A 24,584-nucleotide genomic window follows, 5' to 3' on the forward strand; every position below is an offset into this window, starting at 1 on the left:
TCGCATACCAGGTATGCATACTCCGTTGCCATGTCCATCCGTCACGGGCTGCTCGCCCTGCTCGAACGCGGCCAGATGTACGGCTACCAGCTGCGCGCCGCGTTCGAGGAGTCGACCGGCTCGACCTGGCCGCTGAACATCGGGCAGGTCTACACCACCCTGTCCCGGCTGGAGCGGGACGGGCTGGTCCGGTCGCTGCCCGAGAGCGAGACGGGGCAGCGCCCGTACGAGATCACCGACGCCGGGCGGACGGACCTGGCCCTGTGGTTCGCCACTCCGATCAGCCGCACCGACCGGCCCCGGGACGAGTTGGCGATCAAGCTCGCCCTCGCGCTGACCACCCCCGGGGTGGACGTCCGGTCGGTGGTGCAGACCCAGCGCAGCGCGACCATGCGGACGTTGCAGGAGTTGACCCGGTTGAAGTACGCCAGCGACCGCCCCGAGGACCTGCCGTGGCGGCTGGTGCTGGACGCCATGGTCTTCCAGGCCGAGGCCGAGGTGCGCTGGCTGGACCACTGCGAGACCAGCCTCGTGCGCTACCGTCCGGCGGAGCCCGGCCGCGTCCCGACGACGCCTGCCGAGGCGGTGGACCGGGCGGACGAGGAGGCGCGACGGTGAGCACGGGGAACCGGCCGGCGGACGGGAGCCCGACCACGCCGGTGCTGGACGTGCGTGACGTGCATCGCACCCACGGCGCCGGCGCGGCGGCCGTGCACGCGCTGCGTGGGGTGAGCCTCGCCGTGCGCGCGGGGGAACTCGTCGCCGTGATGGGACCCTCCGGCTCGGGGAAGTCGACCCTGCTCGCCCTGGCCGGCGGGCTGGACGGCCCGACCGCGGGCGAGGTGTACGTGGAGGGCGAGCCGCTCGGCGCCCTCGACCGGCGGCGGCTGGCCCAGGTGCGGCGCCGCCGCATCGGCTACGTCTTCCAGGACCTCAACCTGCTCGGCAGCCTCAGCGCCGTGGAGAACGTCGCCCTCCCCCTCGAACTCGACGGCACGGGCGTACGCCGGGCCCGCCGCCTCGCGCTGGACGCGCTGGCCGAGGTGGGACTGCCCGAGCTGGGCGACCGGTTCCCCGACCAGCTCTCCGGCGGGCAGCAGCAGCGGGTGGCCATCGCCCGCGCGCTCGTCGGGGAGCGCCGGCTGGTGCTCGCCGACGAGCCGACCGGCGCGCTGGACTCGCAGACCGGCGAGGCGGTGCTGCACCTGCTGCGCCGGCGCGTCGACGCCGGGGCCGCCGCCGTGCTGGTCACCCACGAGGCGCGCCACGCCGCCTGGGCCGACCGGGTGGTCTTCCTGCGCGACGGGGTGCTTGTCGACACGACGGCCCCGCTGGGCAGCGTGGAGCAGCTGCTGAGCGGCAGCGGTCGGTGAGCGCGGGCCGGGGCGGCCGGCTCGCCCGGGCCGCCGGTTCCTGGTGGGCCGCGCTGCGGATCGCCCGGCGGGAGGCCCGGCGGGCCCGGGGGCGTACGGCGCTGGTGCTCGCGATGATCGCGCTGCCGGTGCTGGTGCTGAGCTTCACCGCGGTGAGCTGGCGGATGTCCGAGCTGACCCCGGTGGAGCGGGCCGACCGCCAGCTCGGCGCGGCCGACGCGGAGCTGAGCTGGGTGACGCGGACCCCCCTCGCGCAGAGCACCTGGGCCGAGACCTGGCGTACCGACCCGGACGACGGTCCCTCGGCCGGGCCCGTCACCGCCGGGCAGGTGGCCGCCCTGTTGCCGGCCGGGAGCCGGGTGGTCCCGCTGCGCCGCTGGGTGTCGTTCGACGCCCTGGTCGGCGAGCGGGTCGACGACACGCTCACGGGCCGCGCCGTGGACCTCACCGACCCGCTCGGGCGGGGGCTGGTCCGGTTCCACTCGGGGCGGGCGCCGGCCGGGCCGGACGAGATCGTGGTCAGCCCGGCGGCCCTGCGCCGCCTCGACGCCCGCCTCGGCGGCACCGTCACCTCCGGCGACGGCGCCCGCTCCTGGCGGGTGGTCGGGGTGGCCGAGTACCCCGACGACCTGGGCCCGGTGGTGACGCTGCACCCGTCGGAGGGACGGATGGAGGCCGAGCCGGGCACGAGTTGGCTGGTCGACCTGCCCGGCGACCCCGACGAGGAGCTGTTCCGCCGGCTCAACGCCCACGGCGTCGTGGTGCACGCCCGGGTCCCCGCACCGGCGTCGGACAGCGTCACGTTCGCGCCGTACGGCCGCTCCGCCATGGACGTGGAGGGGATGAGCGTCTCGGTGCTCGTCGGCGGGCTGGGGCTGCTGGAGGTGGTGCTGCTCGTCGGGCCGGCCTTCGCGGTCGGCGTACGGCGACGGCGCCGGGACCTCGCGCTGGTCGCCGTGGCGGGCGGGGACGACGCCCACCTGCGCCGCATCGTGCTGGCCGACGGCGTGGTGCTGGGTGCCGTCGGCGCCGCCCTCGGGGTCGCCCTGGGCGTCGCCGCCGCGTTCGCCGGCCGCTCTTTGGTGGAGCAGCACCTCTTCGGCGCGCGCTTCGGCGCGTACCGCTGCTGGCCGGAGGCGCTCGCGGCGATCGCCGCCGTCGCGGTGCTGGCCGGGGTGCTGGCCGCGCTGGCCCCGGCCTGGACGGCCGCCCGGCAGGACGTGGTGGCGGGGCTGGCCGGCCGGCGCACCCCGCCGGCGCACCGGCGACGTTGGTTGACCGTCGGGGCGGTCCTGGCCGCCGCCGGGGCCGCGGTGGCCGCGTTCGGGGCGGCCCGGACGGCGCCGGCGGTCATCCTGGCCGGCCTCGTCCTCGGCGAGCTGGGCCTGGTCTTCGCCACCCCGACGCTTGTCGGCCTGCTCGCCCGCCTCGGGCGGTCGCTGCCGCTGGCGCCCCGGATCGCGCTGCGCGACGCCAGCCGCAACCGGTCGTCGACCGCGCCCGCGATCTCCGCCGTGATGGCCGCGGTCGCCGGCAGCGTCGCCATCGGGGTGTACCTGGCCAGCGACGACGCCCGGTCGGCCACGATGTACCTGCCGGCCCTGCCGGCCACCACGGTGCTGGTCACCGGGTCGGACGGGGAGACCCTGCCCGACCTGCCCGGGGTCAGCGAGGCCGCGCGCGCCCACCTGGGGGTCCGGACGGTGGCGCCGCTGGCGGAGCCCCGGTGCGGGACGGCCACCGACCTGTGCGTGGTCTCGCCGGTGCTGCCCGCCGAGCGCGTCTGCCCGTGGACGCCGGGCGACAGGCTCACCCCGGAGCAGCAGCGCCGCGCCCGCGCCGACGCCCGCTGCGCGGAACCCGAGGACCACCTCGGCCGGTACTTCCACGTCCTGGTGGACGACGGCACGGCCCTGCCGGCGCTCACCGGAGCCGCCCCCGCCGACGTGGCCGCCGCCACCGCCGTGCTGCGGGCCGGCGGCGCGGTCGTGACCGATCCGCGCTACGTGCGCGACGGGCGGGTCGACGTGCGGGTGACCCGCGCCGGGCAGGCCCGGCCCGACCCCCGGGCCGTCACCACCGTCGCCGGGTACCCGCTGCCCACCGCGCTGGGGGCGGAGCGGCTGCTGCTCTCCCCGGCGGCCGCCGGGCGGCTCGGCCTGAACGTCCACCCGCTCGGTTGGGCGATCGCCGCCGACGGCGTGCCCGACGAGGACCGGCAGGACCGGTTCGTCGCCGCCGTACGCCCGCTGCACGCGCAGGTCGAGATCGACCGGGGCACGCAGGGCGACGCGGGGCGGCCGCTGCTGCTCCTGCTGGCCGCCGCCGCCGGGGTGATCACCCTGGGCGCCGCCGCCATCGCCACCGGGCTGGCGGCGGCCGAGGGGCGGGCCGACCTGTCCACCCTCGCGGCGGTCGGCGCCGGCCCGGGACTGCGCCGGCTGCTCTCGCTCTGCCAGTCCGGGGTGATCGCCGTACTGGGCTCCGCGCTCGGCATCGTCGCCGGGCTCGGCTCCGCGTCGATCATCCTGACCGCCCTCAACCGCCGGTACGCCGCGCTGTGGCCGGTCACGGAGCCGTACCCGGTGGTGGTCCCCTGGACCACGCTCGGCGTCCTGGTGGTGGTGCCGCTGGTCGCGATGCTCGGCGCGGGCTTCTTCACCCGGTCCCGGCTGCCGGTCGAGCGACGTCTCGACTGACGGGCCGCGAAGGGGCACACTGGTCGCCGTGCCCGTACTGGGAGCCCTGACCCGCCGTGTCGGTCACCACCGCTGGTTCGGCGCCGCCGTCCGCCTGCTCGTCCCCGCCGACCGGATGGTGGGGCGGCTCACCCGGGGGCGGGTGGTCGCGCTCGGGCTCATCCCGTCGCTGGTCATCACGACCACCGGCCGCCGCTCCGGCAAGCCGCGCAGCAATCCGCTGCTCTACGTGCCCGACGGCGACGCGTACGTGGTGGTCGGCTCCAACTTCGGCCAGACCCACCAGCCCGGCTGGGCGATGAACCTGCGCGCCGATCCGGCCGCCGAGGTGGCCGTCAAGGGCCGCCGCGTCCCGGTGCGCGCCGAGGTGGCCACCGGCGCCGAACGGGACCGCCTCTGGACGCTGCTGGTCACCGAGTGGCCCGCCTACCGCGCGTACGCCCAGCGGGCCGGCGGCCGGGAGATCATGGTCTTCCGGCTGGTGCCCACCGGGCGCGGCGTGCCGGGCGGGTCGACCGCCCGCGAATAGGCTGGTGCGGTGACCGGCGCCGACGGCGAACCCCACCCCGACGATCCACGGTGGGCGGTGGCCGAACGGGTCGCCGACGCCGTGCGTCGACGGTTCCCGGCCGACGTGCTGGCGGTCGCGGTGCACGGCCCGCTCGCCCACGGCGACGACGACGGCGGTGGGGACGGCGAGGTCGGGCTGCTGGTGGTGACGTACCGGCCCGGCGGCGGGCCGTCCCCGGCGACCCGGCGGGTCGACGGCGTGCTTGTCGACCTGACCGTGGCCTGCGCCGACGACTACCTGTGCCAGGCCCGGGTGATCTCCCCGCTCTGGCCGTTGACCGCCGACCGGTACGTCAGCACCCGGGCGCTGCACGACCCCACCGGCTGGCTGCGCACGCTGCGCGACGAGCACCTGGGCCGGCTGGCCCGGGCCCGGCCGGCCGAGTTCAGCACGGCGGCCCGCCGGGCCTGGTACCGGGGCGGCGCGGCGCACGCCCGGGCCGCCCGGCTGGCCGAGTGGTACGAGACCGACCAGGCGCTGCTGATGCTCGGCGAGGCGCGGCTGGCGGCGGCCACGGTCGCCGGCCTGCTCAGCCGCACCTACTTCCGCGACCCGGGCGACGCGGTGCGTCGGACGGGACTGGCGGGCGCGGACATGACCGAGGTGGGCGTCGTCCTGACCCGCCAGGCGGACGAGCTGGCAGCCCGGGGCCGCCCCGTCGACGGCACGGTCGACGACCTTCTCGACGGCTGACACCGCGCCCGACGGCGCCCGTCGGTGGCGGGAGAGCCGGCGCGGGACGGTCAGCCGAGCCCGCCCTGCACGCCGATGAGGGTGCCGACGAGATACGTGGCGCCGGCCGCCGCCGCGCCGAGCAGGAGCTGACGCAGACCGCCGGACCACCAGGGCCGGGCGGTGAACCGGGCGACCACCGCCCCGGCCACGAAGAGCCCGAGCCCGCCGACCGCGAGCGCCAGCCCCAGGCTCGTCGCGCCGAACAGGTACGTCAGCAGCGGCACCAGCGCCCCGACCGAGAAGAACAGGAACGACGAGATCGCGGCGGCCCAGGGGCTGGGCTGCTCGTCCGGGTCGACGCCGAGCTCCTCCCGGACGTGCACCCGCAGCGCCTCCTCCGGGTTGCGCCGGACGGCCTGGGCGACCTCCATGGCCAGGTCGGGCGGCAGTCCCCGGGCGACCCACGCCTCGGCCAGCTCGCGCGCCTCCGCCTCAGGGTGCCGCTCCAGCTCGCGACGCTCCTTGGCGACCTCGGCCGCGACCTGCTCGTTCGCCGATCGGACGCTGGTGTACTCCCCCAGCCCCATCGAGATGGCGCCGGCCACCAGGCCGGCCACGCCGGTGAGCACGACGCTGCGCGGCGACACCCCGCCGCCCGCCACCCCGGCGATCAGGGCGATGTTGGTGACCAACCCGTCCATCGCCCCGAAGACGGCGGGGCGCAGCCAACCGCCGGAGACGTCCGCGTGGTGCGCCTCACGTAGCGCCGCCGGGGTCTCCGTCACGGCAGCGTGAGGATCTCGTGGCCGTCCTCGGTCACCACGATGGTGTGCTCGAACTGGGCCGTCCACCTGCGGTCCTTCGTCACCACGGTCCAGCCGTCGTCCCACATGTCGTACTCGTGGGTGCCGAGGGTGATCATCGGCTCGATGGTGAAGGTCATCCCCGGCTCCATCACGTCCGTGGGGCGGGGGCTGTCGTAGTGCGGCACGTAGAGCCCGCTGTGGAACGCCTCGCCGATGCCGTGGCCGGTGAAGTCGCGCACCACGCCGTAGCCGAAGCGCTTCGCGTACGACTCGATGACCCGGCCGATCACGTTGATCTGGCGGCCCGGGGCGACGGCGCGGATGCCGCGCATCATCGCCTCGTGGGTGCGCTCGACCAGCAGCCGGGCCTCCTCGTCGACCTCGCCCACGCAGAAGGTGGCGTCCGTGTCGCCGTGCACCCCGTCGAGGTACGCGGTCACGTCGACGTTGATGATGTCGCCGTCGGCGAGCACGGTGGAGTCGGGGATGCCGTGGCAGATCACCTCGTTGAGGCTGGTGCAGCAGGACTTCGGGAAGCCCCGGTAGCCCAGCGTCGACGGGTAGGCGCCGTGGTCGCAGAGGAACTCGTGCACGACCCGGTCGATCTCGTCGGTGCTCACGCCCGGCTTGCAGTGTTCGCCGGCGAGCTGGGTGGCCTGCGCCGCGAGCCGACCGGCGACCCGCATCTTCTCGATGGTCTCCGGGGTCTGCACGTGCGAGCCGCGCCACTGGAGGGGACGCTTCTTGCCCACGTACTCCGGGCGGACGATGTGGGCGGGCACGGGCCGCAACGGGGTGAGCGTGCCGGGGGTCAGCGGCGCACGGACGGTCATGACGCGAGTTTATCGCCGCGCCCGGTGGTGACCCCCGCCACCGCCCGCCCGGAGCGGTTGTTGCCGTGCCCGGTCCGCTGTGCGATTGTGGCTCCGTGGATCAAGGGGGCGGCACGTCTCCCGTCTTCTCCGCCAGCGCGGAGATCGACGGTGACCACCTCCGCGTCCTGGTCACCGGCGAGGTCGACATGGCCACCGCCGACGTCATGTTCCAGACCGCGCTGCGGGAGCCGGCCGAGCGGGTGACGCTCGACCTGCGGGCGGTCACCTTCTTCGACTCGGCGGCCATCCACGCCGTGGTCCGGCTGGCCCAGCACCTCCCCGGCGCGCTCACCGTGCTGCCGTCGCGGCAGGTCCACCGGGTGCTGGACATCTCCGGCCTGGCCGACCAGGCCTGGCTCCGCCCGGCCTGAACCCCCACGCCCCGCGCCGCACGGCCGGTCGCGCGCCGGAGCACCGCCGGCCGCGCTCAGTCCGCCAGCCGCCGGCGCAGCGTCACCTCGGTCCCCTCGGCGGTACGGTGCACCGACAGCTCCCCCAGCGCCTCGATGAGGGACAGCCCCCGCCCCCGGAAGCCCGATCCGGTCGACTCCCGCCACCGGCCGCTGTCGCGCACCGTGGCGACCACCGTCCGGTCGGAGATGGTCACCTCGACGCCGATCGTCGGCTCGACCGGGTCGACCGGGTGCTCGATGGCGTTGGCGGCCGCCTCGGAGACGGCGACGGTCAGGTCGAACAGGTCCGTCTCGCTGACCTTGTGCGCGACGAGGAAGTCCTCCAGCCGCTTGCGCAGCACGCTGAGCCGGGTGGGATCGGCCGGCAGCCGCAGCGCGAACCGGTTGAGTTCCGCGGCCTCCAGGGCGAGCACCGCGACGTCGTCGCGCAACGGCCGCCCGGCGACCCGCTCCACCACGGCGTCGATCAGGTCGGTCACGTGCTCGCCGGGGGTGGCCGCGTCCTGCCGCAGGGTGGCCAGCGCGGCGTCGATGCCGAGCTGCCGGTCCTCGATCAGCCCGTCGGTGTAGAGCAGCAGCCGGCTCCCGGCGGCCAGCTCCCCCTCGACCGTCCGGTAGGCCGTGTCGGGGATCGCCCCGACCGGCGGCCCGAGCGCCCGGTCGTGCAGGAACGCCACGTCGTCTCCCCGGATCAGCAGCGGGGACGGGTGACCGGCGCTGGCGTACCGCATCCGGCTGGTACGGGGGCTGAACCACAGGCAGAACACCGTCGCGAAGGAGCGGCCCTCGTTGGTGCCGACGAGCCGGTTGAGCCGGGTCAGCGAATCGCCGGGACCGAAGCCCTCCAGGACGTACGCCCGCAGCGCGTTGCGGAGCTGGCCCATCGCGGCGGCCGCCCGCACGCCCTTGCCGACCACGTCGCCGATCGCCAGCACCAGCTCGTCGTCGCCGAGCGCGACGACGTCGTACCAGTCCCCGCCGACCTCCGCGTCGGCGCTGCCCGGCAGGTAGCGGCTGGCCACCAGGGCGCCCGGCAGCTGCGGCAGCGACCGGGGCAGCAGGCTGTGCTGGAGCGTGGTGGCGATGCGGTGCTCGGCTTCGTAGAGCTGGGCGTTCTCCAGCCGCACGCCGACCAGCCGGGCGAGCTGGGTGAGCGCGGCCTCGTCGGTGTGGGTCCCGTCGCCGTCCGGACGCCAGACCCGCAGCTCGCCGAGCCGCTCGCCGGTGGTGCCGGTCAGCGGCAGCACGAAGGACGGCTCGATCGAGGCCAGCCCGCCGCCGTCGGCCTCGAAGCGCATCCCGGTGGCGGAGACCACCACCCGGGCGGCCTCGGCGAGGCTCAGGGCGTGCCGCGCGGCGACCTGGAGCACGTCGGCCGTGGAGCGGGCGGTGTTGACCGCGACCGCCGCGTCGGCCAGGGCCCTCAGCCCACGGATGATCTGGCCGCGGAGCTGGCCCAGCTCGACGTTGGCCCGTACCCGGGCGGTCAGCTCCTGGCCGGAGAAGGGCTTGGTGAGGTAGTCGTCGGCGCCGACCGCGAGCCCGGCGACCTCCTCGGCGGAGCCGGCCCGGGCGGAGAGCAGCACGATCGGCAGGTGCCGGGTACGCGGATCCGCGCGCAACGCGGCCACCAGCCCGAACCCGTCGAGCCGGGGCATCATCACGTCGGTCAGCACCAGGTCGAACGAGCCGTCGACGGCGTGCCGCAGCGCCTCCACGCCGTCGGTGACCGCGACCACCTCCCAGGACGGGGAGAGCAGCCGGGTGACGTGCTCGCGCAGGTCGGCGTTGTCGTCGGCGACCAGGATCCGGCCGGCGGCGCCGGTCCCCCGGGCCGAGCCGGCACCGTCGGCCGACCCGGCGGCGCCGGTCCAGAGCGCCGTCTCCGCGACGTAGAGGTCGGCCCGCGCCAGCTCGACCTGCGCCGGAGGGCCGGCGTCGACGACCCGCTCGACCGGCAGGTGCCCGGCGCCGAACGGAACGGTCACGGTGAACGTGCTGCCCTCGTCGACGCGGCTGCGCACGGCCACCTCGCCGCCGTGCATCTCGACCAGCTCGCGGACCAGTGCCAGGCCGATCCCGGTGCCCTCGTGGCTGCGCGAACGCACCCCGGGCACCCGGTGGAAGCGCTCGAAGATCTGCGGCAGTTCCTCCGGCACGATGCCGACGCCGGTGTCGGTGACCTCCAGTCGGGCGGCCCCGTCGACGGCGCGGATCCGCACCCGGATCTCGCCGTCGAAGGTGAACTTCACCGCGTTCGAGACCAGGTTGAGGACGACCTTCTCCCACATGTCCCGGTCCACGAAGACCGGCGCCGGCAGCGGCGGGCAGTCCACGACCAGGCGCAGCCCGGTCCGCTGGGTGGCCGACCGGAACGTGCTGGCCAGGCGGGCGGTGTAGTCGGCGAGGTCGGTGGGCTGGTAGCGGGCGGCCAGCCGCCCGGACTCCAGCCGGGAGAAGTCGAGCACCGTGTTGACCAGCTTGAGCAGCCGCAGCGCGTTGCGGTGCATGGTGGTGAGCCGTTCGGTGTACGCCTCCGGCAGCGCCGGGTCGGCCAGCAGGTCCTCCAGCGGGCCGAGCACCAGGGTCAGCGGGGTGCGGAACTCGTGGCTGACGTTGGCGAAGAAGTTGGTCTTGGCCCGGTCCAGGGCGGTCAGCTCGGCGGCGCGGGTGCGTTCCTGCTCGTACGCCTGCTGCCGCCCGACGGCCCGGGAGAGCTGCGCGGCGACCAGGTCGAAGAAGTCCCGGTACTCGTCGGTGAGCGGCTGTCGGCGGGCGACGCCGACGGCCAGCGCGCCCACTGTCTCGTTCCCGGCGGTGACCGGCAGCACCAGCGCCTCACCGGTCGCGTCGGCCGGAACCTCGGTGAGCAGGTCCGTGACGGCGACGGTGGCGGCGGTGCCGGCGACGGTGACCTCGGCGAGCCGCGCCGGCGGGGGCGTGGCGACCGCCCGTGGGCCGACGCCGCCGCACCCGGTCAGGACCAGGTTCCCGGCCTCGTCGGGCAGGTACACCAGCGAGAACGGCACGTCCGGCCGGTGCCGGTCGAGCACCGCCGCCGCGACCCTGCCCAGCTCGGGCCGGCTGTCCACCTCGGCCAGGTCGGTGCCCAGCTCGGCCAGCAGCCGCAGCCGGCGCTCCCCGACCACCCGGCCCGTGGTCTCGTTGACGATGCAGAAGACGCCGGCGACGGTGCCGTCGGCGGCCAGGATCGGGTCGTAGGAGACGTCGAAGTACGTCTCCTCCAGGAAGCCGCGCCGGTCGAGCGGGAAGGGGTGGTCCTGCGCGCGGTACGACCGGCTGTCCCGCCGGACGCCCTCCAGCAGCGGCCCGAGCACGCTCCAGGTCTCCGCCCAGTGCTCGCGGGCCGGCTGGCCCAGCACGTCCGGGTGCTTGCCACCGATCGTGGGGCGGTAGGCGTCGTTGTAGAAGGCGAGCTCGTCCTCGCCCCAGAACATGACGATCTGCGCGCTGGAGGCGAGCATCAGGCCGATCGCCGAGCAGAGCGCCGGCGGCCACCGGTCGGGGGTGCCGAGCGGGTGGGCGGACCAGTCGAGGCTGCCCATCAACCCGCCCATCTCGCCGCCACCGGCGAAGGCGGCAGCCAGCAACGGGGGAAGATCAACCTCCTGGCCCACCTCGGACGGGCAACCCTCGTCCATGCCCCCCTGGGCCGAGCTCATAGTTCCTCCCGCTCCGGCCGTCACCGCCTCGGCCCGGTGATCCGACCGGCCGTGCCCCGCTTGGTACCCCGACGGACGAGCAACGTAACGCATACCGCCCGGCGTGCGCTGTTCACGTCCGCCGCACCGGGCCGGCACCCCCTGACCGCGGCGTCGCGGGGCCGGGTCCACACAGGACGGCTGGTCACCCGAATCTGGACCAGCGCCGCATGTCAGTCCCGTGCACGGGACGATACGGCCCCGGGTGGGAGCCACCCCGGGAGGCGACTGTGATGTGCGACACCCCACCCGCCCGCCGCAGCGGTGGCGGGGAGTGTGTCACCGGCGCGCCGGGCCGACCCGGCCTTCCCGGGCGGCCCGCACCAGGGCGGCGATCGGTCGCGGATCGGGCTCGTTCTCCGGGTGCCACTGCACGCCCAGCAGGAAGGGCCGGTGCGGATCCTCGACCGCCTCGACCACCCCGTCGTCGGACCAGCCGGTCACCGCCAGCCGGCCCGGGTCGGCCACCGCCTGGTGGTGGTAGGAGTTGACCCGGTCCACCCCGGCCATCACCGTCGCGGCCAGGCTGGCCGGGGCGAACCGCACGCCGTGCCCGCCGTAGACGCCGGGGGCGGGGCGGTGCAGGTCGTGCCCCACCAGGTCCGGCAGGTGCTGGTGCAGCGCCCCACCGGCGGCGACGGCGAGCAGTTGCATCCCCCGGCAGACCCCGAGGACCGGCAGGTCGGTGTCGAGCGCCGCGGTGAGCAGGGCCAGCTCGCCCGCGTCGCGGCCGGGCCGGCTCTCGGTGCGGGGCGCCGGCGGCTGGCCGTACCGGGCCGGGTCGACGTCCGCGCCGCCGGCCAGGACCAGCCCGTCGAGCACCCGCAGCACGTCCGCGTCGCGGTCGTCCGGGGGCAGCACCACCGCCCGGCCCCCGGCCGCGGTGACCGCCCGGACGTACGCCTCGGGCAGCAGCACCGCCGGCACGTCCCGCCACACCCCCCAACCGACCGGCTCGACGTACGCGGTGATCCCGATCAGTGGCCGGTTCACAGCGGAGTGACGTACGCGCCGGTGATGCCGCCGTCCACGACGAACTGCGCGGCGGTCATGAAGGACGAGTCGTCGCTGGCCAGGAACGCCACCGCGGCGGCGATCTCCTCCGGCTCGCCGAACCGCCCCATCGGCACGTGCACCAGCCGGCGGGCGGCCCGCTCCGGGTCGGCGGCGAAGAGTTCCAGCAGCAGCGGGGTGGCGACCGGGCCGGGGCAGAGCGCGTTGACGCGGATGCCCTCCCGGGCGAACTGCACGCCCAGCTCCCTGGTCATCGCCAGCACCCCGCCCTTGCTCGCCGTGTACGCGATCTGCGAGGTGGCCGCCCCCATCAGGGCCACGAACGACGCGGTGTTGATGATCGAGCCCTTGCCCTGCCGGCGCATGTGCGGGATGACGTGCTTGCAGCAGAGGTAGACGCTCGTGGTGTTGACCCGCAGCACGCGCTCCCAGGCGTCCAGCCCCGTGGTCAGGATGGAGTCGTCCTCCGGCGGGGAGATGCCGGCGTTGTTGAACGCCACGTCGATGCGTCCGTGCCGCTCGGCCACGCCGTCGAAGAGGTCCCGTACGGCCGCCTCGTCGGCGACGTCCGTGGCGACGAACTCGCCGCCGACCTCCTCGGCGGCCCGCCCACCCGCCTCCGCGTCGACGTCCACGCAGACCACCCGGGCCCCCTCGGCGGCGAAGCGCCGCACGGTGGCCAGCCCGATCCCGCTGCCCGCCCCGGTGACCACGGCCACCCGGCCCTCAAGTCGACCCCGCACCTGATCACTCCTCCGTCGCGATGAACACGTTCTTGACGTCCGTGAAGGCGTGCAGCGCGTCGGGGCCCAGCTCGCGGCCCAGCCCGGAACGCTTCATCCCGCCGAACGGCGTCCAGTAGCGCACCGAGGAGTGCGAGTTGACGCTGAGGTTGCCGGCCTCCACGGCCCGCGCCACCCGCACCGCCCGGCCCACGTCCCGGGTCCAGACCGAGCCGGAGAGGCCGTACTCGGTGTCGTTGGCGAGGCGGATCGCGTCGGCCTCGTCGTCGAACGGGAGCACCGAGACGACCGGGCCGAAGATCTCCTCGCGCCAGTGCCGGTCCGCCGTCGAGTCGGCGAGCAGCACCGTCGGGGCGTACCAGAAGCCGGGGCCGTCGGGGCGGGAGCCGGTGAAGGCGACCTTCGCCCCGTCGACGTACCCGGCCACCCGGTCCCGCTGGGCGGCGGAGATCAACGGGCCCATCTCGGCCGTGTCCCGGGCCGGGTCCTCCACCCGCAGCGCGCGCACCGCCGGTTCGAGCAGCTCCAGGAACCGGTCGTACACCGGCCGCTGGACCAGGATCCGCGACCGGGCGCAGCAGTCCTGGCCGGCGTTGTCGAAGACGGCGTACGGGGCGGTGGCCGCCGCCCGCTCCAGGTCCGCGTCGGCGAAGACGAGGTTGGCGCTCTTGCCGCCCAGCTCCAGGGTCAGCCGCTTCACCTGCGCGGCGCAGCCGGCCATGATCCGGGTGCCCACCTCCGTGGAACCGGTGAAGCAGACCTTGCGGACGGCGGGATGGGTGACGAAGCGCTCCCCCACCACGGACCCGGCGCCCGGCAGCACGGTGAACACGTCGTCGGGCACGCCCGCCTCACGCGCCAGCTCCGCCAGGCGCAGCGCCGTCAGCGGGGTCAGCTCGGCGGGCTTGAGCACCACCGTGTTGCCGGCCGCGAGCGCCGGCGCGAAGCCCCAGGCGGCGATGGGCATCGGGAAGTTCCACGGCACGATCACCCCGACCACGCCGAGCGGCTCGTGGAACGTCACGTCCAGCCCGCCCGGCACCGGGATCTGCCGCCCCGTCAGCCGCTCGGGCGCGCCCGCGTAGTAGTCGAGGACGTCGCGGACGTTGCCCGCCTCCCACCGCGCGTTGCCGATGGTGTGCCCGGAGTTGCGCACCTCCAGCCGCGCCAGCTCCTCCAGGTGCGCGTCGACCACCGCCGCGAACCGCCGCAACACCCGCGCCCGGTCCCCCGGCGCCACCGCCCGCCAGCGCCGGAAGGCCGCGTCCGCCCGCGCGATCGCCGCATCGGCCTCCCCGACCGACGTGGCGGGCACGAACCCGACGACCTCCCCGGTGGCCGGATCCACCACCTCACTCAAGCCCGGCCCCTCCCCTCCGTCAGAGGCGTTCGAAGCCACGGATCAGCTCCCAGTCCGTCACGGCGGCGTCGAAGGCCGTCAGCTCGATGCGCGCCTGGTTGGCGTAGTGGGCCGTCACCTCGTCACCGAACGCCTCGGCGGCCACCGTCGAGCCCTCCCAGAGGGCCAGGGCGTCGCGGAGCGTGCCGGGGACCCGTTCGGCGGCCGGATCGTCGTACGCGTTGCCGGTGCACTCCTCGCCCAGTTCCAGCTCGCGCTCGATGCCGTGCACCGCGCCGGCGACGAGGGCCGCGATCGCCAGGTACGGGTTCACGTCCGCCCCCGGCACCCGGTTCTCCACCCGCATGCCCTGGCCGTGCCCGACCAGCCGCAACGCGCAGGTGCGGTTGTCCGTGCCCCAGCGCAGCGCGGTGGGGGCGAACGACCCGGGCTGGTAGCGCTTGTACGAGTTGATGTTCGGGGCAAACAGGAGGCTGAACTCACGCATCGTGGCCAGCAGCCCGGCCAGCACCCGCTGCCCGGTCGTCGACAGGTGCGCCGGCCCGTCGCCGAGCATCGCCGAGCGGCCGTCGGCGTCGCGCAGCGAGAAGTGGATGTGGCAGGAGTTGCCCTCGCGCGCGTTCGGCTTCGCCATGAAGGTGATCGACATGCCCTCCTGGGCGGCGATCTCCTTCGCCCCGTTCTTGTAGATCACGTGGTGGTCGGCGCAGGCCACCGCCTCGTCGTAACGGAAGGCGATCTCGTGCTGGCCGAGGTTGCACTCCCCCTTCGCGCTCTCCGGGGTGAGCCCCGCCCCGGCCATCTCCCGCCGGATGCGGCGCAGCAGCGGCTCCACCCGGGCGGTGCCGAGCAGGGAGTAGTCCACGTTGTACTGGTTGGCCGGGGTCAGGTCCCGGTAGCCGCGCTGCCAGGCTTCCTCGTACGAGTCCCGGAACAGCACGAACTCCAGCTCGGTGCCGGCGTACGCGGTCAGCCCGTGCGCGGCCAGCCGGTCGAGCTGCCGGCGCAGGATCTGCCGGGGCGAGGCGACCACCGGGGCCCCGTCCAGCCAGGCCAGGTCGGCCAGGAGCAGCGCGCTGCCCGGCTGCCAGGGCACCCGGCGCAGGGTGTCGAAGTCCGGCACCATGGCGAAGTCGCCGTAGCCGCGTTCCCAGCTCGACATCGCGTACCCGTCTACGGTGTTCATGTCGACGTCGACGGCGAGCAGGTAGTTGCAGCCCTCGCTGCCGTGCGCGGCCACCTGGTCGAGAAAGTAGGGCGCGTGGAACCGCTTGCCCTGCAACCGGCCCTGCATGTCGACCAGGGCCAGCACCACGGTGTCGATCTCGCCCTCTGCGACGGCGACCCGCAGCTGTTCCAACGTGAGCGGAGCTTTCCTCATCGGCGGGCCTCCATCACCAAGGTCTACTGGCTGAACCGGTCGACCGTCAATGCCCCGCCAGGCATCCCGGCAACCGCCCCGGAACGCACCCGGGCCCGCCTCGCAGCGCCCGCCCTTGCGCCCTGCCTCTGTCCGTCCGCCCTTGCCGCCCGCCCTGTCCGACCGGCCCCCTGTCGAGCTGCCCCGTGCGGTGGGGCAGCTCGACAGGGTGCCAGACGGCACACGGCGGCCCCGGCCGGCAGGCCGGCGCTGCGGGTGGGCAGGCCGGCCGAGCCGGGCAAATTACCTTGCCGCGCCGGCTCGTGGACCGCATGCTTGAGCCCGTGACCAGGCCCGATCGCGACGGGCCACCGCCGGGCGCTCGGACCGCCCGGCACGCGGCGGCGCGGGGCACGTCACCTCTCTCTCACCGTACGGCGCTGCGCCGTACCCGACGCCCGCCCCGCGCCGCCCGCACCGCACCCGCATCGGCTCGAACCGAGCGACCGGCCCGGCCCGCACCGGTCCGATCCGCACTACACCGCACCGATTCCGTCGGAGCAAGCGGCACGCACCGGTCCGATCCGGCGCGGCCGCCCGCGTCTGCTCAGGTGAGCAGCAGCCCGGCGACCCAGAGCGCGGCGACGAGCAGGCCGGCGAGGAACTCGACGAGCATGGACAGGCCGGCCGCCGCGACCGCCTGCTTCGTCGCCGGCCAGGCCAGCCGGGAGTCGCCCAGCCGCAGCCGCTCCGCCGCCCACACCCCGCCGACGAAGCCGAGCACCAGCCCGATCACCGGGACCACGAAGAAGCCGACCAGGCCCAGCAGCCCACCGGCGAGCAGCGACGAGGTGGGCACCCCGGTGCGTTTCAGGTTCCGCCCCGGCCAGGCGTACTTGACGACGGTGCCGCCCGCGGCGACCACGGTCGCGGCGGCGAGCACCGCCCAGCGGCCGGGCCCGGCACCGCCGAAGATCGCCCAGACCAGCACCCCGCCCCAGCACAGCGGCAGCGCCGGCAGGCCGGGCACCACCACCCCGGCGAGCCCGGCGAGGATCGCCAACCCGGCGAGTACGGCGACCGCCGCCTCGCTGTCCGTCAGGCTCATGCCGTCGCTCCCCGGTCGTCGTCGCGTAGCCGGGCGGTGATCTCCGCCGCCGGTGCGGGCGGGCCGAAGAACCGGCCCTGCCCGGTGTCGCAGCGCAGCGCGCGCAGCCGCTCGGCCTGTACCCCGGTCTCCACCGCCTCGGCGGTCACCCACAGCTCCAGCGCGTGCGCCAGCCGCACCAACGCGTCCACGATCCGTTCGTCCCGGTGGTCGGGCACCGCCTCGACGTCCTCACCCCGGATGCCCTCGACGAACGGCCCGGCCAGCTTGAGGCAGTGGATCGGCAGCCGGCGCAGGTACGCCAGGTTGGAGTAGCCGGTGCCGAAGTCGTCGATCGCCATCCGTACGCCGAGGGCGGCCAGCCGGTGCAGCGACCGCAGCGGCTCCCCGGCGGTGCCCATCACCGCGCTCTCCGTCAGCTCCAGTTGCAGCAGATCCGCCGGCAGCCCGGTGGAGGCCAGCGCGTCGGCCACGGTGTCCACGATCCCTGGGTCGTCGGCCTGCCGGGCGGCCAGGTTGACGCTGACCACCAGCTGCGCCCGGGGGAACTCGCGCCGCCACGCCTCCGCGTCCCGGCAGGCCTGCCGCAGCACCCACTCGCCGAGCCGGACGATGAGGCCGGTCTCCTCGGCGAGCCCGATGAACCGGTCCGGCCCGATCAGCCCCAGCTCCGGGTGCTGCCACCGGACCAGCGCCTCCACGGCCAGCATCGAGCCCTCGACCAGGGACACGATCGGCTGGTAGTGCACGACGAACTCGCCCCGGTCCAGCGCCGCCGGCAGCCCGGCGGCCAGGGCGGAACGGGCGATGTCCCGGGCGCCGCGCTCCGGGTCGTAGACCGCCCACCGGCCCCGGCCCTCCGCCTTCGCCCAGTAGAGCGTGGTGTCGGCGGCCTTCATCAGCTCCGAGGCGCTCGTCCCGCCGACCGGGCACTCGACGATCCCGACGCTCGCCGACACCGCGAGCTGCTGCTCGCCGATGCGGACCGGGGCGGAGACCGCCGCCAGGGCCAGCTCGGCGACACCCACCGCGTCGTCGATCCCGGCGCCGTCGTCGACCAGGATGACGAACTCGTCCCCGCCCATCCGGGCGACGAGGTGGCCGCGGCCCGCGACGCAGTCGGCCAGCCGCTTGGCGATCACCACGAGCAGCCGGTCGCCGAGGTCGTGGCCGAGGCTGTCGTTGATCGCCTTGAAGCCGTCCAGGTCGAGGAAGCAGACCCCGACCCGTCGGGCCGCGTCGGCGACGTCGAAGACCCGGCCCAGCGTCTCGAAGAACAGGGTCCGGTTGGGCAGGCCGGTGAGCGGGTCGTGCAGCGCCTGGAAGCGCAGCCGCTGCTGGAGTTCGTGCCGCTCGGTGATGTCCTCGATCATCGCGACGGTGAACCGGGGCCGGCCGTCGTCGTGGCGGATCAGCGAGACGGACAGGTCCGTCCAGACCACGCTGCCGTCCTTGCGGTAGTAGCGCTTCTCCACCCGGGCCCGGTCCTGCTTGCCCTCGATCAGCTCCTGGTAGAGCTCCCACATCCCGGCCGCGTCGTCGGCGTGGAACAGCGCGGCCACGTTGGTCTCGCGCAGCTCCTCGATGGAGTAGCCGAGCATGTCCGCGAACGCCTGGTTGACGTCGATGATCTGGCCGTCGACACCGGCGATGCCGATCCCCGTGGCCGCCCCCACGAAGACGGCCCGGAACCGGGCCTCGCTGTCGCGCAGGGCCTGCTCCACGTCGTCGCGGGCCTGCCACGCCGAGCGGGCGATCCGCTCCTGCTGCGCGAAGGTGCGGTCGCGCAGGGCACGGGCGAAGCCGGCGGCGAGTCCGCCCTGCAACGCCGCGACCCGTTGCGTCGTCCCGTCCCGGTCGGCCCGGCCCGGCACCACCCGGGCGGCGAACCGGTCGCCGAGGGCCCGCACCGACCAGTCGAGCACCCGGGGCTCGGTCAGGTGCTCCTCGACCAGCGCGCGCCCGACCTCCTCGGCCGGCAGGGGCGAGAAGGGCTCGGCGAGCAGGGCCTGGGCCAGCCGGACCGTGTGCAGGTGCAGCAGGCGCTCGGTCTCCGCCGCGCTGAGCGGCACGAAACCGAGCCGGCGCACCGCCCTGGCCCACTCGGCCGCGTACCACTGGGCGCCCGACCGGCTGAGGTCGTCGCCGCCGGGCTCCGGGACGGCGGCCATGGGCTCAGGTGGTGGGCTGGTCGTACCGGGCGACGCCGCCGAAGGCGCCGAACCGCTCCGGGTGCTCGTCGACGTCGGAGGGCGAGTCGGGGCGCCACAGCGGCATGTGCACCACACCCGGCTCCAGGAGCGTCCAGTCGCCGAAGAAGCTCGTCACCTCGGCCCGGGAGCGCAGCGTGATCTCGGTGTCGGTACGCGCCGAGAGGCGCTGCGCGTCGAGCATCTCCTGCGGCTGGTCCTCGAACGTGGAGTGTGAGACGACCAGGTGGCTGCCCGGGGCCGCGGCGGCCCGGAGGGTGGCCAGGATCTCGCCGGGGCGGTCGGCGTCCCGGACGAAGTGCACCACCCCGGCGAGCAGGATGCCCAGCGGCCGGCTGAAGTCGAGCAGCCCGAGGTCACGGGCTGCGGCCAGGATCCGCTCCGGCTCCCGCAGGTCGCCGTGGATCACCCCGGTCAGCTCGTCGCCGGCGAGCAGCTCCCGGCTGTGCGCCACCGCGACCGGGTCGATGTCCACGTAGACCACCCGGGCCTTCGGATTGGCCGTCTGGGCGACCTCGTGCACGTTGCCCACGGTGGGGATGCCGGAGCCGATGTCGAGGAACTGGTCGATGCCGGCGTCGAGCAGCGTGCGTACGGCGCGACGCAGGAACTCCCGGCCGGCGCGCATGGTCGCCGCCAGGTTCGGGGTCATGGCGGCGATCTGCTCGGCGAGCTGCCGGTCGATCTCGAAGTTGTGCGCCCCGCCGAGGAAGTAGTCGTACACCCGGGCCGCGCTCGGCCGGGTGAGGTCGATCTCGGCGGGAAGTCCGTCCGGCATCTGCACTGCTGCACCTCATGGTCGTCGCCGCGGTGCGGGAGGGAGCCGGTGCCGCGGTCACGTGGGGGTACGCGAGGCACCGGCCGACCCGCGGGTCGTGTGGTGCTCACCACTCTAGGCCGCGTACTGCCGGCTCCGGGAGGTCCCATGACCCACTTCGTCGGCCCGTCGGATGTCCGTCACGGACCCGCCCGCCGGCACGGCTCCGCCCCCGCCGGTGACGAGCCTTCGTCGGTGAGGGCCTTCGTCGCCCACGGCATGGGAGCCCCGGACCGGGCGGACGGCGGCGGCAGCTCTGGCCGGCCCCCGGGTCAGCCGGCGGACTCCAGCAGCAGCGAGATGCCCTGCCCCACGCCGACGCACATGGTGGCCAACGCCCGCCGGCCGCCCCGGCGGCGCAGCTCCAGCGCGGCCGTCAGCGCCAGCCGGGCGCCGCTGGCGCCGAGCGGGTGCCCGAGCGCGATCGCCCCGCCGTTCGGGTTGACGTGCTCGGCGTCGGTCGGCAGGCCCAGCTCGCGCAGCACCGCGACGGACTGCGCGGCGAACGCCTCGTTGAGCTCGATCACGTCGACCGCGTCGAGGCCGAGGCCGAGGCGGTCGAGCAGCTTCCGGGTGGCCGGCACCGGCCCGACGCCCATCACCCGCGGCGGTACGCCGGCCGCGGCGGCGCCGGCGACCCGGGCCAGCGGGGTCAGGCCGTAGCGGGCCACGGCGGCCTCGGAGGCGACCAGCAGCGCCACCGCGCCGTCGTTGACGCCCGAGGAGTTGCCGGCGGTCACCGTGCCGCCCTCGCGGAACGGGGTGGGCAGCGCGGCGAGCTTCTCCAGCGAGGTCTCCCGGGGGTGCTCGTCGACCTCGACGAGCTTGGTCTCGCGCCGCCCCGCCGGCACGGTCACTCCGACGATCTCCTCGGCGAAGCGGCCGTCGGCCTGCGCCTTCGCGGCCCGCTGCTGCGACCGGTACGCGAACTCGTCCTGCTCGGCACGGCCGACGCCGTACGCGGCGGCGACGTTCTCCGCCGTCTCCGGCATGGAGTCGATGCCCCAGTGCTTCTCCATCAGCGGGTTGACCAGCCGCCAGCCGATTGTGGTGTCGTAGACCTCGGCGGTGCGGGAGAACGGGGTGGCCGCCTTCGGCATCACGAACGGGGCGCGGCTCATGCTCTCCACCCCGCCGGCCACCACGAGGTCCGCCTCGCCGGCCACGACGGAGCGGGCCGCGGTGGCGAGGGCGTCCAGGCCGGAGCCGCAGAGCCGGTTGACCGTGCTGCCGGGCACCTCCTCGGGCAGCCCGCCGAGCAGCGCCGCCATCCGGGCCACGTTGCGGTTGTCCTCGCCGGCCTGGTTGGCGCAGCCCAGGATCACGTCGTCCACCCGCGCCCAGTCCACCGACGGGTGTCGGGCGACCAGCTCGCGGATCACGTGCGCGGCCAGGTCGTCGGGGCGGACGCCGGCGAGGGCGCCGGCGTAGCGGCCGATCGGGGTGCGGACACCGGCCACCAGGTATGCCACGGTCATCAGCGCGATCCTTCGGGGGGTGGGAAGGGGCGGGGGCGGGCGGTTCCGGGTCGCGGGGACGCCCGGCCGCCAGGATATCCGCGCGCGCAGCGGATAGGTTGGCGGCATGGCCCGGGCCCAGTTCAGCGCAGAGACCAGTGGCGGCGGCGAGTTCGTCCGCCAGCCCAACCGGTTCACCGGTCGGGTCACCCCGGACTCCGACTCCCCGCCCGGCGGCGGGCCGGACGCGCAGGGCCGGTGGCCGCTGGAGGCGGGCCGCTACCGGCTGATCTGGTGCCGGGCCTGCCCGTGGGCGCACCGGGCCCGGATCGTACGCGGCCTGCTCGGCCTGGCGGACGCGATCTCCCTCGGCACGGTCGATCCGATCCGCGACGAGCGGGGCTGGCGGTTCGCCCTCGACCCGGACGGGTTCGACCCGGTGCTCGGCATCGGCTTCCTCTCCGAGGCGTACCTGGCCACGGACCCCGACTACACCGGGCGGGTCACGGTGCCGGCGCTTGTCGACACCCGCACCGGCCGGGTGGTCACGAACGACTATCCGCAGCTCACCCTGGACCTGTCCACCGAGTGGCGGGGCCTGCACGGGCCGGGGGCGCCGGACCTCTACCCGGTCGAACTCCGCCCGGAGATCGACGCGCTGATGGCGGAGATCCACCGGGACGTCAACAACGGGGTCTACCGGTGCGGCTTCGCCACCTCGCAGGCCGCGTACGACGAGGCGTTCACGGCGCTGTTCGCCCGGCTCGACGCGCTCTCCGAGCGGCTGGCGGGCCGGCGCTACCTGATGGGCGACGCGATCACCGAGGCCGACGTGCGGCTCTTCACCACCCTGGTCCGCTTCGACGTGGCATACCACGGACACTTCAAGTGCAACCGGCAGAAGCTCACCGAACTGCCGGTGCTCTGGGCGTACGCGCGGGACCTGTTCCAGACGCCGGGCTTCGGCGAGACGGTCGACTTCGACCACATCAAGCGGCACTACTACGGCACCCACGCGGCGATCAACCCGACGGGGATCGTCCCGCTCGGCCCCGACACCTCCGGCTGGACCACGCCGCACGGGCGTGGCTGAGCCGCGCCGGGCCGACCCGCGTACCGCCCCGCCCCGGGCCGCCGCCGCGTCGGCCGCCGCCGCCTGCATCGTCGCGGGCGCGGTCGCGGTGACCGTCGCCGTGGTCGCCGGTCCAGGGCCGGGCCTGACCGGGTACGTCAGCGAGGCGGGCGTCACCGACAGCGCGTACGCCCCGGCGTACCGGATCGGGGTCTTCGCCCTGGCGGCCGGGTTGCTGCTGCTCGCGGCGGCGCTGCCCCCGGTGCTGCGGGCGGCGGCCGGCCTGCTCGCGGCCGGGAGCGTCTTCGCGCTGGTCTCCGGGGCGGTGACGTGCAGCGCCGGCTGCCCGCTGCCGCCGTTCGAGCGGGCGACCACGGCGGACCTGGTGCACGGCGCGGCGAGCATCCTCGCGGTGGCCGCGGTGGTCCTCGCCATGCTGGCGGTCATGCTCACCCGGGCCGCGCCGTCGGCGCTGCGCCGGCTGGCCGCGGTGGCCCTGGCGGCCGCCCTGCCGCTGGCGGGCGCGACCGCCGTGGCCATGCTCTTCGTGGGGCGCGGCGGCCTGATCGCCGTCCTGGAGCGGCTGCTGCTGCTGGTGGCCGTCCTGTGGGGCACGGCCGCCGCGACCGCCGTCGCCCTCCGCCGGTGAGCCGGGGCACCTCGGGACGCCGGAGATGGGGCATCGGCCCCTTCGTGCACCTGTCGTAAGGAGCGTCACCGCGGGGACTCCTTCCGCAGCATCGACGGCCGGCGTTATCCTCGGCGGCGATGACCAACGTCTGGCACCTGACCGTGCGCCTGTATGTCGACCTCCGACTGCAGGCCAGCGGCGTCTGTCCGGCGCAGCCGCTCTCCTGACGCTGCCCCGTTCCGACCTCCAGACCCTGGGACACACCCTCATGGCTTCCGCCCTGCGCAAGATCCCCTTCTCCGTGCAGATCCTGCTCGGCCTCGTCCTCGGCGTGGCGCTCGGCTTCCTCGCCCGCGCCAACGACCTGAGCTGGCTCACCAGCACCCTCGACACCGTCGGCGGCCTCTTCGTCCAGCTGCTCAAGCTGGCCGTGCCGCCGCTGGTCTTCACCGCCATCGTGGTCAGCGTGGTCAGCCTGCGCGGGGTGGCCAACGCCGCCCGGCTGGCCCTGAAGACCCTGCTCTGGTTCGGCGTCACCGCGCTGATCGCGGTGGGCGTCGGCATCGGCCTCGGCCTGCTCACCGACCCGGGCCGCGGCGTCACCCTCGACACCGCCGGTGCCACCGCGCCCACGCGGACCGGCTCGTGGACCGACTTCCTCACCGGCATCGTGCCGACCAACCCGGTCGGCGCGTTCGTCGACGGCAACGTGCTCCAGATCGTCTTCCTGGCCCTCGTCGTCGGCGCGGCGGCGCTGCTGGTCGGCGAGCCCGCGGAGCCGTTCGTGGCGATCAACCGCGCGCTGCTGGAGATCGTCCAGAAGGCCCTGTGGTGGGTCATCCGGCTCGCCCCGATCGGCACCCTCGGCCTGATCGGCAACGCCGTCGCCTCGTACGGCTGGGACCTGGTGGCCCCGCTCGCCAAGTTCACCACCGCCGTCTACGTCGGCTGCGCGATCGTGCTCTTCGTGGTCTACCCGCTGCTGCTGGTGGGCGCCGGACGGCTCAACCCGGTGCGCTTCTTCGCCGGCGCCTGGCCCGCGATCGAGCTGGCCTTCGTCTCCCGCTCCTCGGTGGGCACGATGCCCGTGACCCAGCGCTCGGTCGAGCGCCTCGGCGTCCCCCGCGAGTACGCCTCCTTCGCGGTGCCGTTCGGCGCCACCACGAAGATGGACGGCTGCGCGGCGATCTACCCGGCGCTGGCCGCGATCTTCGTCGCCCAGGTCTTCGGGGTGGACCTCGGCGTCACCGACTACCTGCTGATCGCCTTCGTCTCGGTGGTCGGTTCGGCGGCCACCGCCGGCCTGACCGGTGCGATCGTGATGCTCACCCTGACGCTGAGCACGCTGGGCCTGCCGCTGGCCGGCGCCGGTCTGCTGCTGGCGATCGACCCGATCCTGGACATGATCCGCACCGCCACCAACGTCGCCGGCCAGGCACTGGTGCCGACGATCGTCGCCGCCCGCGAGGGCACCCTGGACCGGGCCGCGTACGACTCGGCGGGCCGGCGGTCGCCGCTCGCCCCGGCGGACGCCGACGGCGACGGCCCGCGCCGCGCTGAGGAACTGAGCCCCGTCCCGGCCTGAGCCACCCCGGCGCGCCCCGGGCGGCCGTGCCGAGCCGCTCGTCGAGCAGCCGCCCGGTCATCTTCGGCCACCAGAAGTAGAAGCCGCCGAAGA

20 protein-coding genes are annotated in these 24,584 nt (G+C 75.1%); 9 read left to right on the plus strand and 11 right to left on the minus strand.

The genetic code is table 11. From position 1 onward, the window contains the following. Positions 1-30: 30 nt before the first annotated feature. From AB0B83_RS07210 to AB0B83_RS07230, 5 genes are read left to right on the plus strand one after another with little or no spacing between them, the layout of a single operon-like run. Positions 31-618, plus strand: a complete 588-nt coding sequence (locus tag AB0B83_RS07210; RefSeq protein WP_151455950.1) for a PadR family transcriptional regulator — start codon at positions 31-33, stop codon at positions 616-618. After that, entirely contained in the window at positions 615-1,373 is a 759-nt protein-coding gene (locus AB0B83_RS07215) for an ABC transporter ATP-binding protein (RefSeq protein WP_357577406.1), read from the plus strand. Before AB0B83_RS07210 ends, AB0B83_RS07215 begins: the two co-directional genes overlap by 4 nt. Next, positions 1,370-4,072, plus strand: coding sequence for an FtsX-like permease family protein (locus tag AB0B83_RS07220; protein ID WP_357577407.1), 2,703 nt, complete (start codon positions 1,370-1,372; stop codon positions 4,070-4,072). The genes AB0B83_RS07215 and AB0B83_RS07220 overlap by 4 nt, the downstream gene beginning before the upstream one ends. A 28-nt stretch (positions 4,073-4,100) precedes the next feature. Then, entirely contained in the window at positions 4,101-4,601 is a 501-nt protein-coding gene (locus AB0B83_RS07225) for a nitroreductase/quinone reductase family protein (protein WP_357577408.1), read from the plus strand. Between the two features lie 9 nt (positions 4,602-4,610). After that, positions 4,611-5,336 (plus strand): nucleotidyltransferase domain-containing protein, encoded by a 726-nt coding sequence (locus tag AB0B83_RS07230; protein ID WP_357577409.1) that lies wholly within the window; start codon positions 4,611-4,613, stop codon positions 5,334-5,336. Between the two features lie 50 nt (positions 5,337-5,386). Here AB0B83_RS07230 and AB0B83_RS07235 read toward each other — a convergent pair whose 3' ends face one another. Then, on the minus strand, positions 5,387-6,103 hold the full coding sequence (locus tag AB0B83_RS07235) for a VIT1/CCC1 transporter family protein (RefSeq protein WP_357577410.1): 717 nt from the start codon (positions 6,101-6,103) through the stop codon (positions 5,387-5,389). Beyond that, positions 6,100-6,957: a type I methionyl aminopeptidase gene (gene map, locus AB0B83_RS07240; protein WP_357577411.1), complete on the minus strand. Its 858-nt coding sequence runs from the start codon at positions 6,955-6,957 to the stop codon at positions 6,100-6,102. Before map ends, AB0B83_RS07235 begins: the two co-directional genes overlap by 4 nt. A gap of 95 nt (positions 6,958-7,052) precedes the next feature. On the opposite strand from map, the gene AB0B83_RS07245 reads away from it, so the two are divergent. Beyond that, positions 7,053-7,370, plus strand: a complete 318-nt coding sequence (locus AB0B83_RS07245) for an STAS domain-containing protein (protein ID WP_357577412.1) — start codon at positions 7,053-7,055, stop codon at positions 7,368-7,370. Between the two features lie 56 nt (positions 7,371-7,426). On the opposite strand, the gene AB0B83_RS07250 is transcribed toward AB0B83_RS07245, so the two are convergent. The 9 genes from AB0B83_RS07250 to pcaF form a co-directional block, all read right to left on the minus strand. Then, entirely contained in the window at positions 7,427-11,095 is a 3,669-nt protein-coding gene (locus AB0B83_RS07250) for a SpoIIE family protein phosphatase (protein WP_357577413.1), read from the minus strand. A 318-nt stretch (positions 11,096-11,413) separates the two neighbouring features. Then, positions 11,414-12,127, minus strand: coding sequence for a gamma-glutamyl-gamma-aminobutyrate hydrolase family protein (locus tag AB0B83_RS07255; protein ID WP_357577414.1), 714 nt, complete (start codon positions 12,125-12,127; stop codon positions 11,414-11,416). Further along, positions 12,124-12,891, minus strand: a complete 768-nt coding sequence (locus AB0B83_RS07260) for a 3-oxoacyl-ACP reductase (protein ID WP_327030800.1) — start codon at positions 12,889-12,891, stop codon at positions 12,124-12,126. Before AB0B83_RS07260 ends, AB0B83_RS07255 begins: the two co-directional genes overlap by 4 nt. 4 nt (positions 12,892-12,895) lie before the next feature. Then, positions 12,896-14,251: an aldehyde dehydrogenase family protein gene (locus AB0B83_RS07265; protein WP_357577415.1), complete on the minus strand. Its 1,356-nt coding sequence runs from the start codon at positions 14,249-14,251 to the stop codon at positions 12,896-12,898. A gap of 19 nt (positions 14,252-14,270) precedes the next feature. Continuing rightward, positions 14,271-15,632, minus strand: coding sequence for a glutamine synthetase family protein (locus tag AB0B83_RS07270; RefSeq protein WP_357577416.1), 1,362 nt, complete (start codon positions 15,630-15,632; stop codon positions 14,271-14,273). A 586-nt stretch (positions 15,633-16,218) separates the two neighbouring features. Continuing rightward, positions 16,219-16,719, minus strand: a complete 501-nt coding sequence (locus AB0B83_RS07275; RefSeq protein WP_151456927.1) for a DUF456 domain-containing protein — start codon at positions 16,717-16,719, stop codon at positions 16,219-16,221. Beyond that, positions 16,716-18,890: an EAL domain-containing protein gene (locus AB0B83_RS07280; RefSeq protein ID WP_357577417.1), complete on the minus strand. Its 2,175-nt coding sequence runs from the start codon at positions 18,888-18,890 to the stop codon at positions 16,716-16,718. Before AB0B83_RS07280 ends, AB0B83_RS07275 begins: the two co-directional genes overlap by 4 nt. A gap of 4 nt (positions 18,891-18,894) precedes the next feature. Continuing rightward, positions 18,895-19,713 carry an SAM-dependent methyltransferase gene (locus AB0B83_RS07285; RefSeq protein ID WP_357577418.1) on the minus strand — a complete coding sequence of 273 codons (819 nt, stop codon included), beginning with the start codon at positions 19,711-19,713 and terminating at the stop codon, positions 18,895-18,897. Between the two features lie 305 nt (positions 19,714-20,018). Further along, a complete protein-coding gene (pcaF, locus tag AB0B83_RS07290; RefSeq protein ID WP_357577419.1) occupies positions 20,019-21,224 on the minus strand; it encodes a 3-oxoadipyl-CoA thiolase in 1,206 nt (401 codons plus the stop codon). Between the two features lie 106 nt (positions 21,225-21,330). Here pcaF and AB0B83_RS07295 point away from each other — a divergent pair, with 106 nt between their 5' ends. The 3 genes from AB0B83_RS07295 (at position 21,331) to AB0B83_RS07305 (ending at position 24,491) form a co-directional block, all read left to right on the plus strand. After that, the gene (locus AB0B83_RS07295) at positions 21,331-22,296 is read left to right on the plus strand and encodes a glutathione S-transferase C-terminal domain-containing protein (RefSeq protein WP_357577420.1); all 966 of its coding nucleotides are present in this window, start codon (positions 21,331-21,333) and stop codon (positions 22,294-22,296) included. Next, positions 22,289-22,924 carry a DUF998 domain-containing protein gene (locus AB0B83_RS07300; RefSeq protein WP_357577421.1) on the plus strand — a complete coding sequence of 212 codons (636 nt, stop codon included), beginning with the start codon at positions 22,289-22,291 and terminating at the stop codon, positions 22,922-22,924. Before AB0B83_RS07295 ends, AB0B83_RS07300 begins: the two co-directional genes overlap by 8 nt. A 262-nt stretch (positions 22,925-23,186) precedes the next feature. Further along, positions 23,187-24,491 (plus strand): dicarboxylate/amino acid:cation symporter, encoded by a 1,305-nt coding sequence (locus AB0B83_RS07305; RefSeq protein ID WP_327031166.1) that lies wholly within the window; start codon positions 23,187-23,189, stop codon positions 24,489-24,491. The last annotated feature ends 93 nt before the right edge of the window (positions 24,492-24,584 follow it).

It is taken from the genome of Micromonospora sp. NPDC049060 (assembly GCF_040649055.1).
GTDB classification, from domain to species: domain Bacteria; phylum Actinomycetota; class Actinomycetes; order Mycobacteriales; family Micromonosporaceae; genus Micromonospora; species Micromonospora reichwaldensis.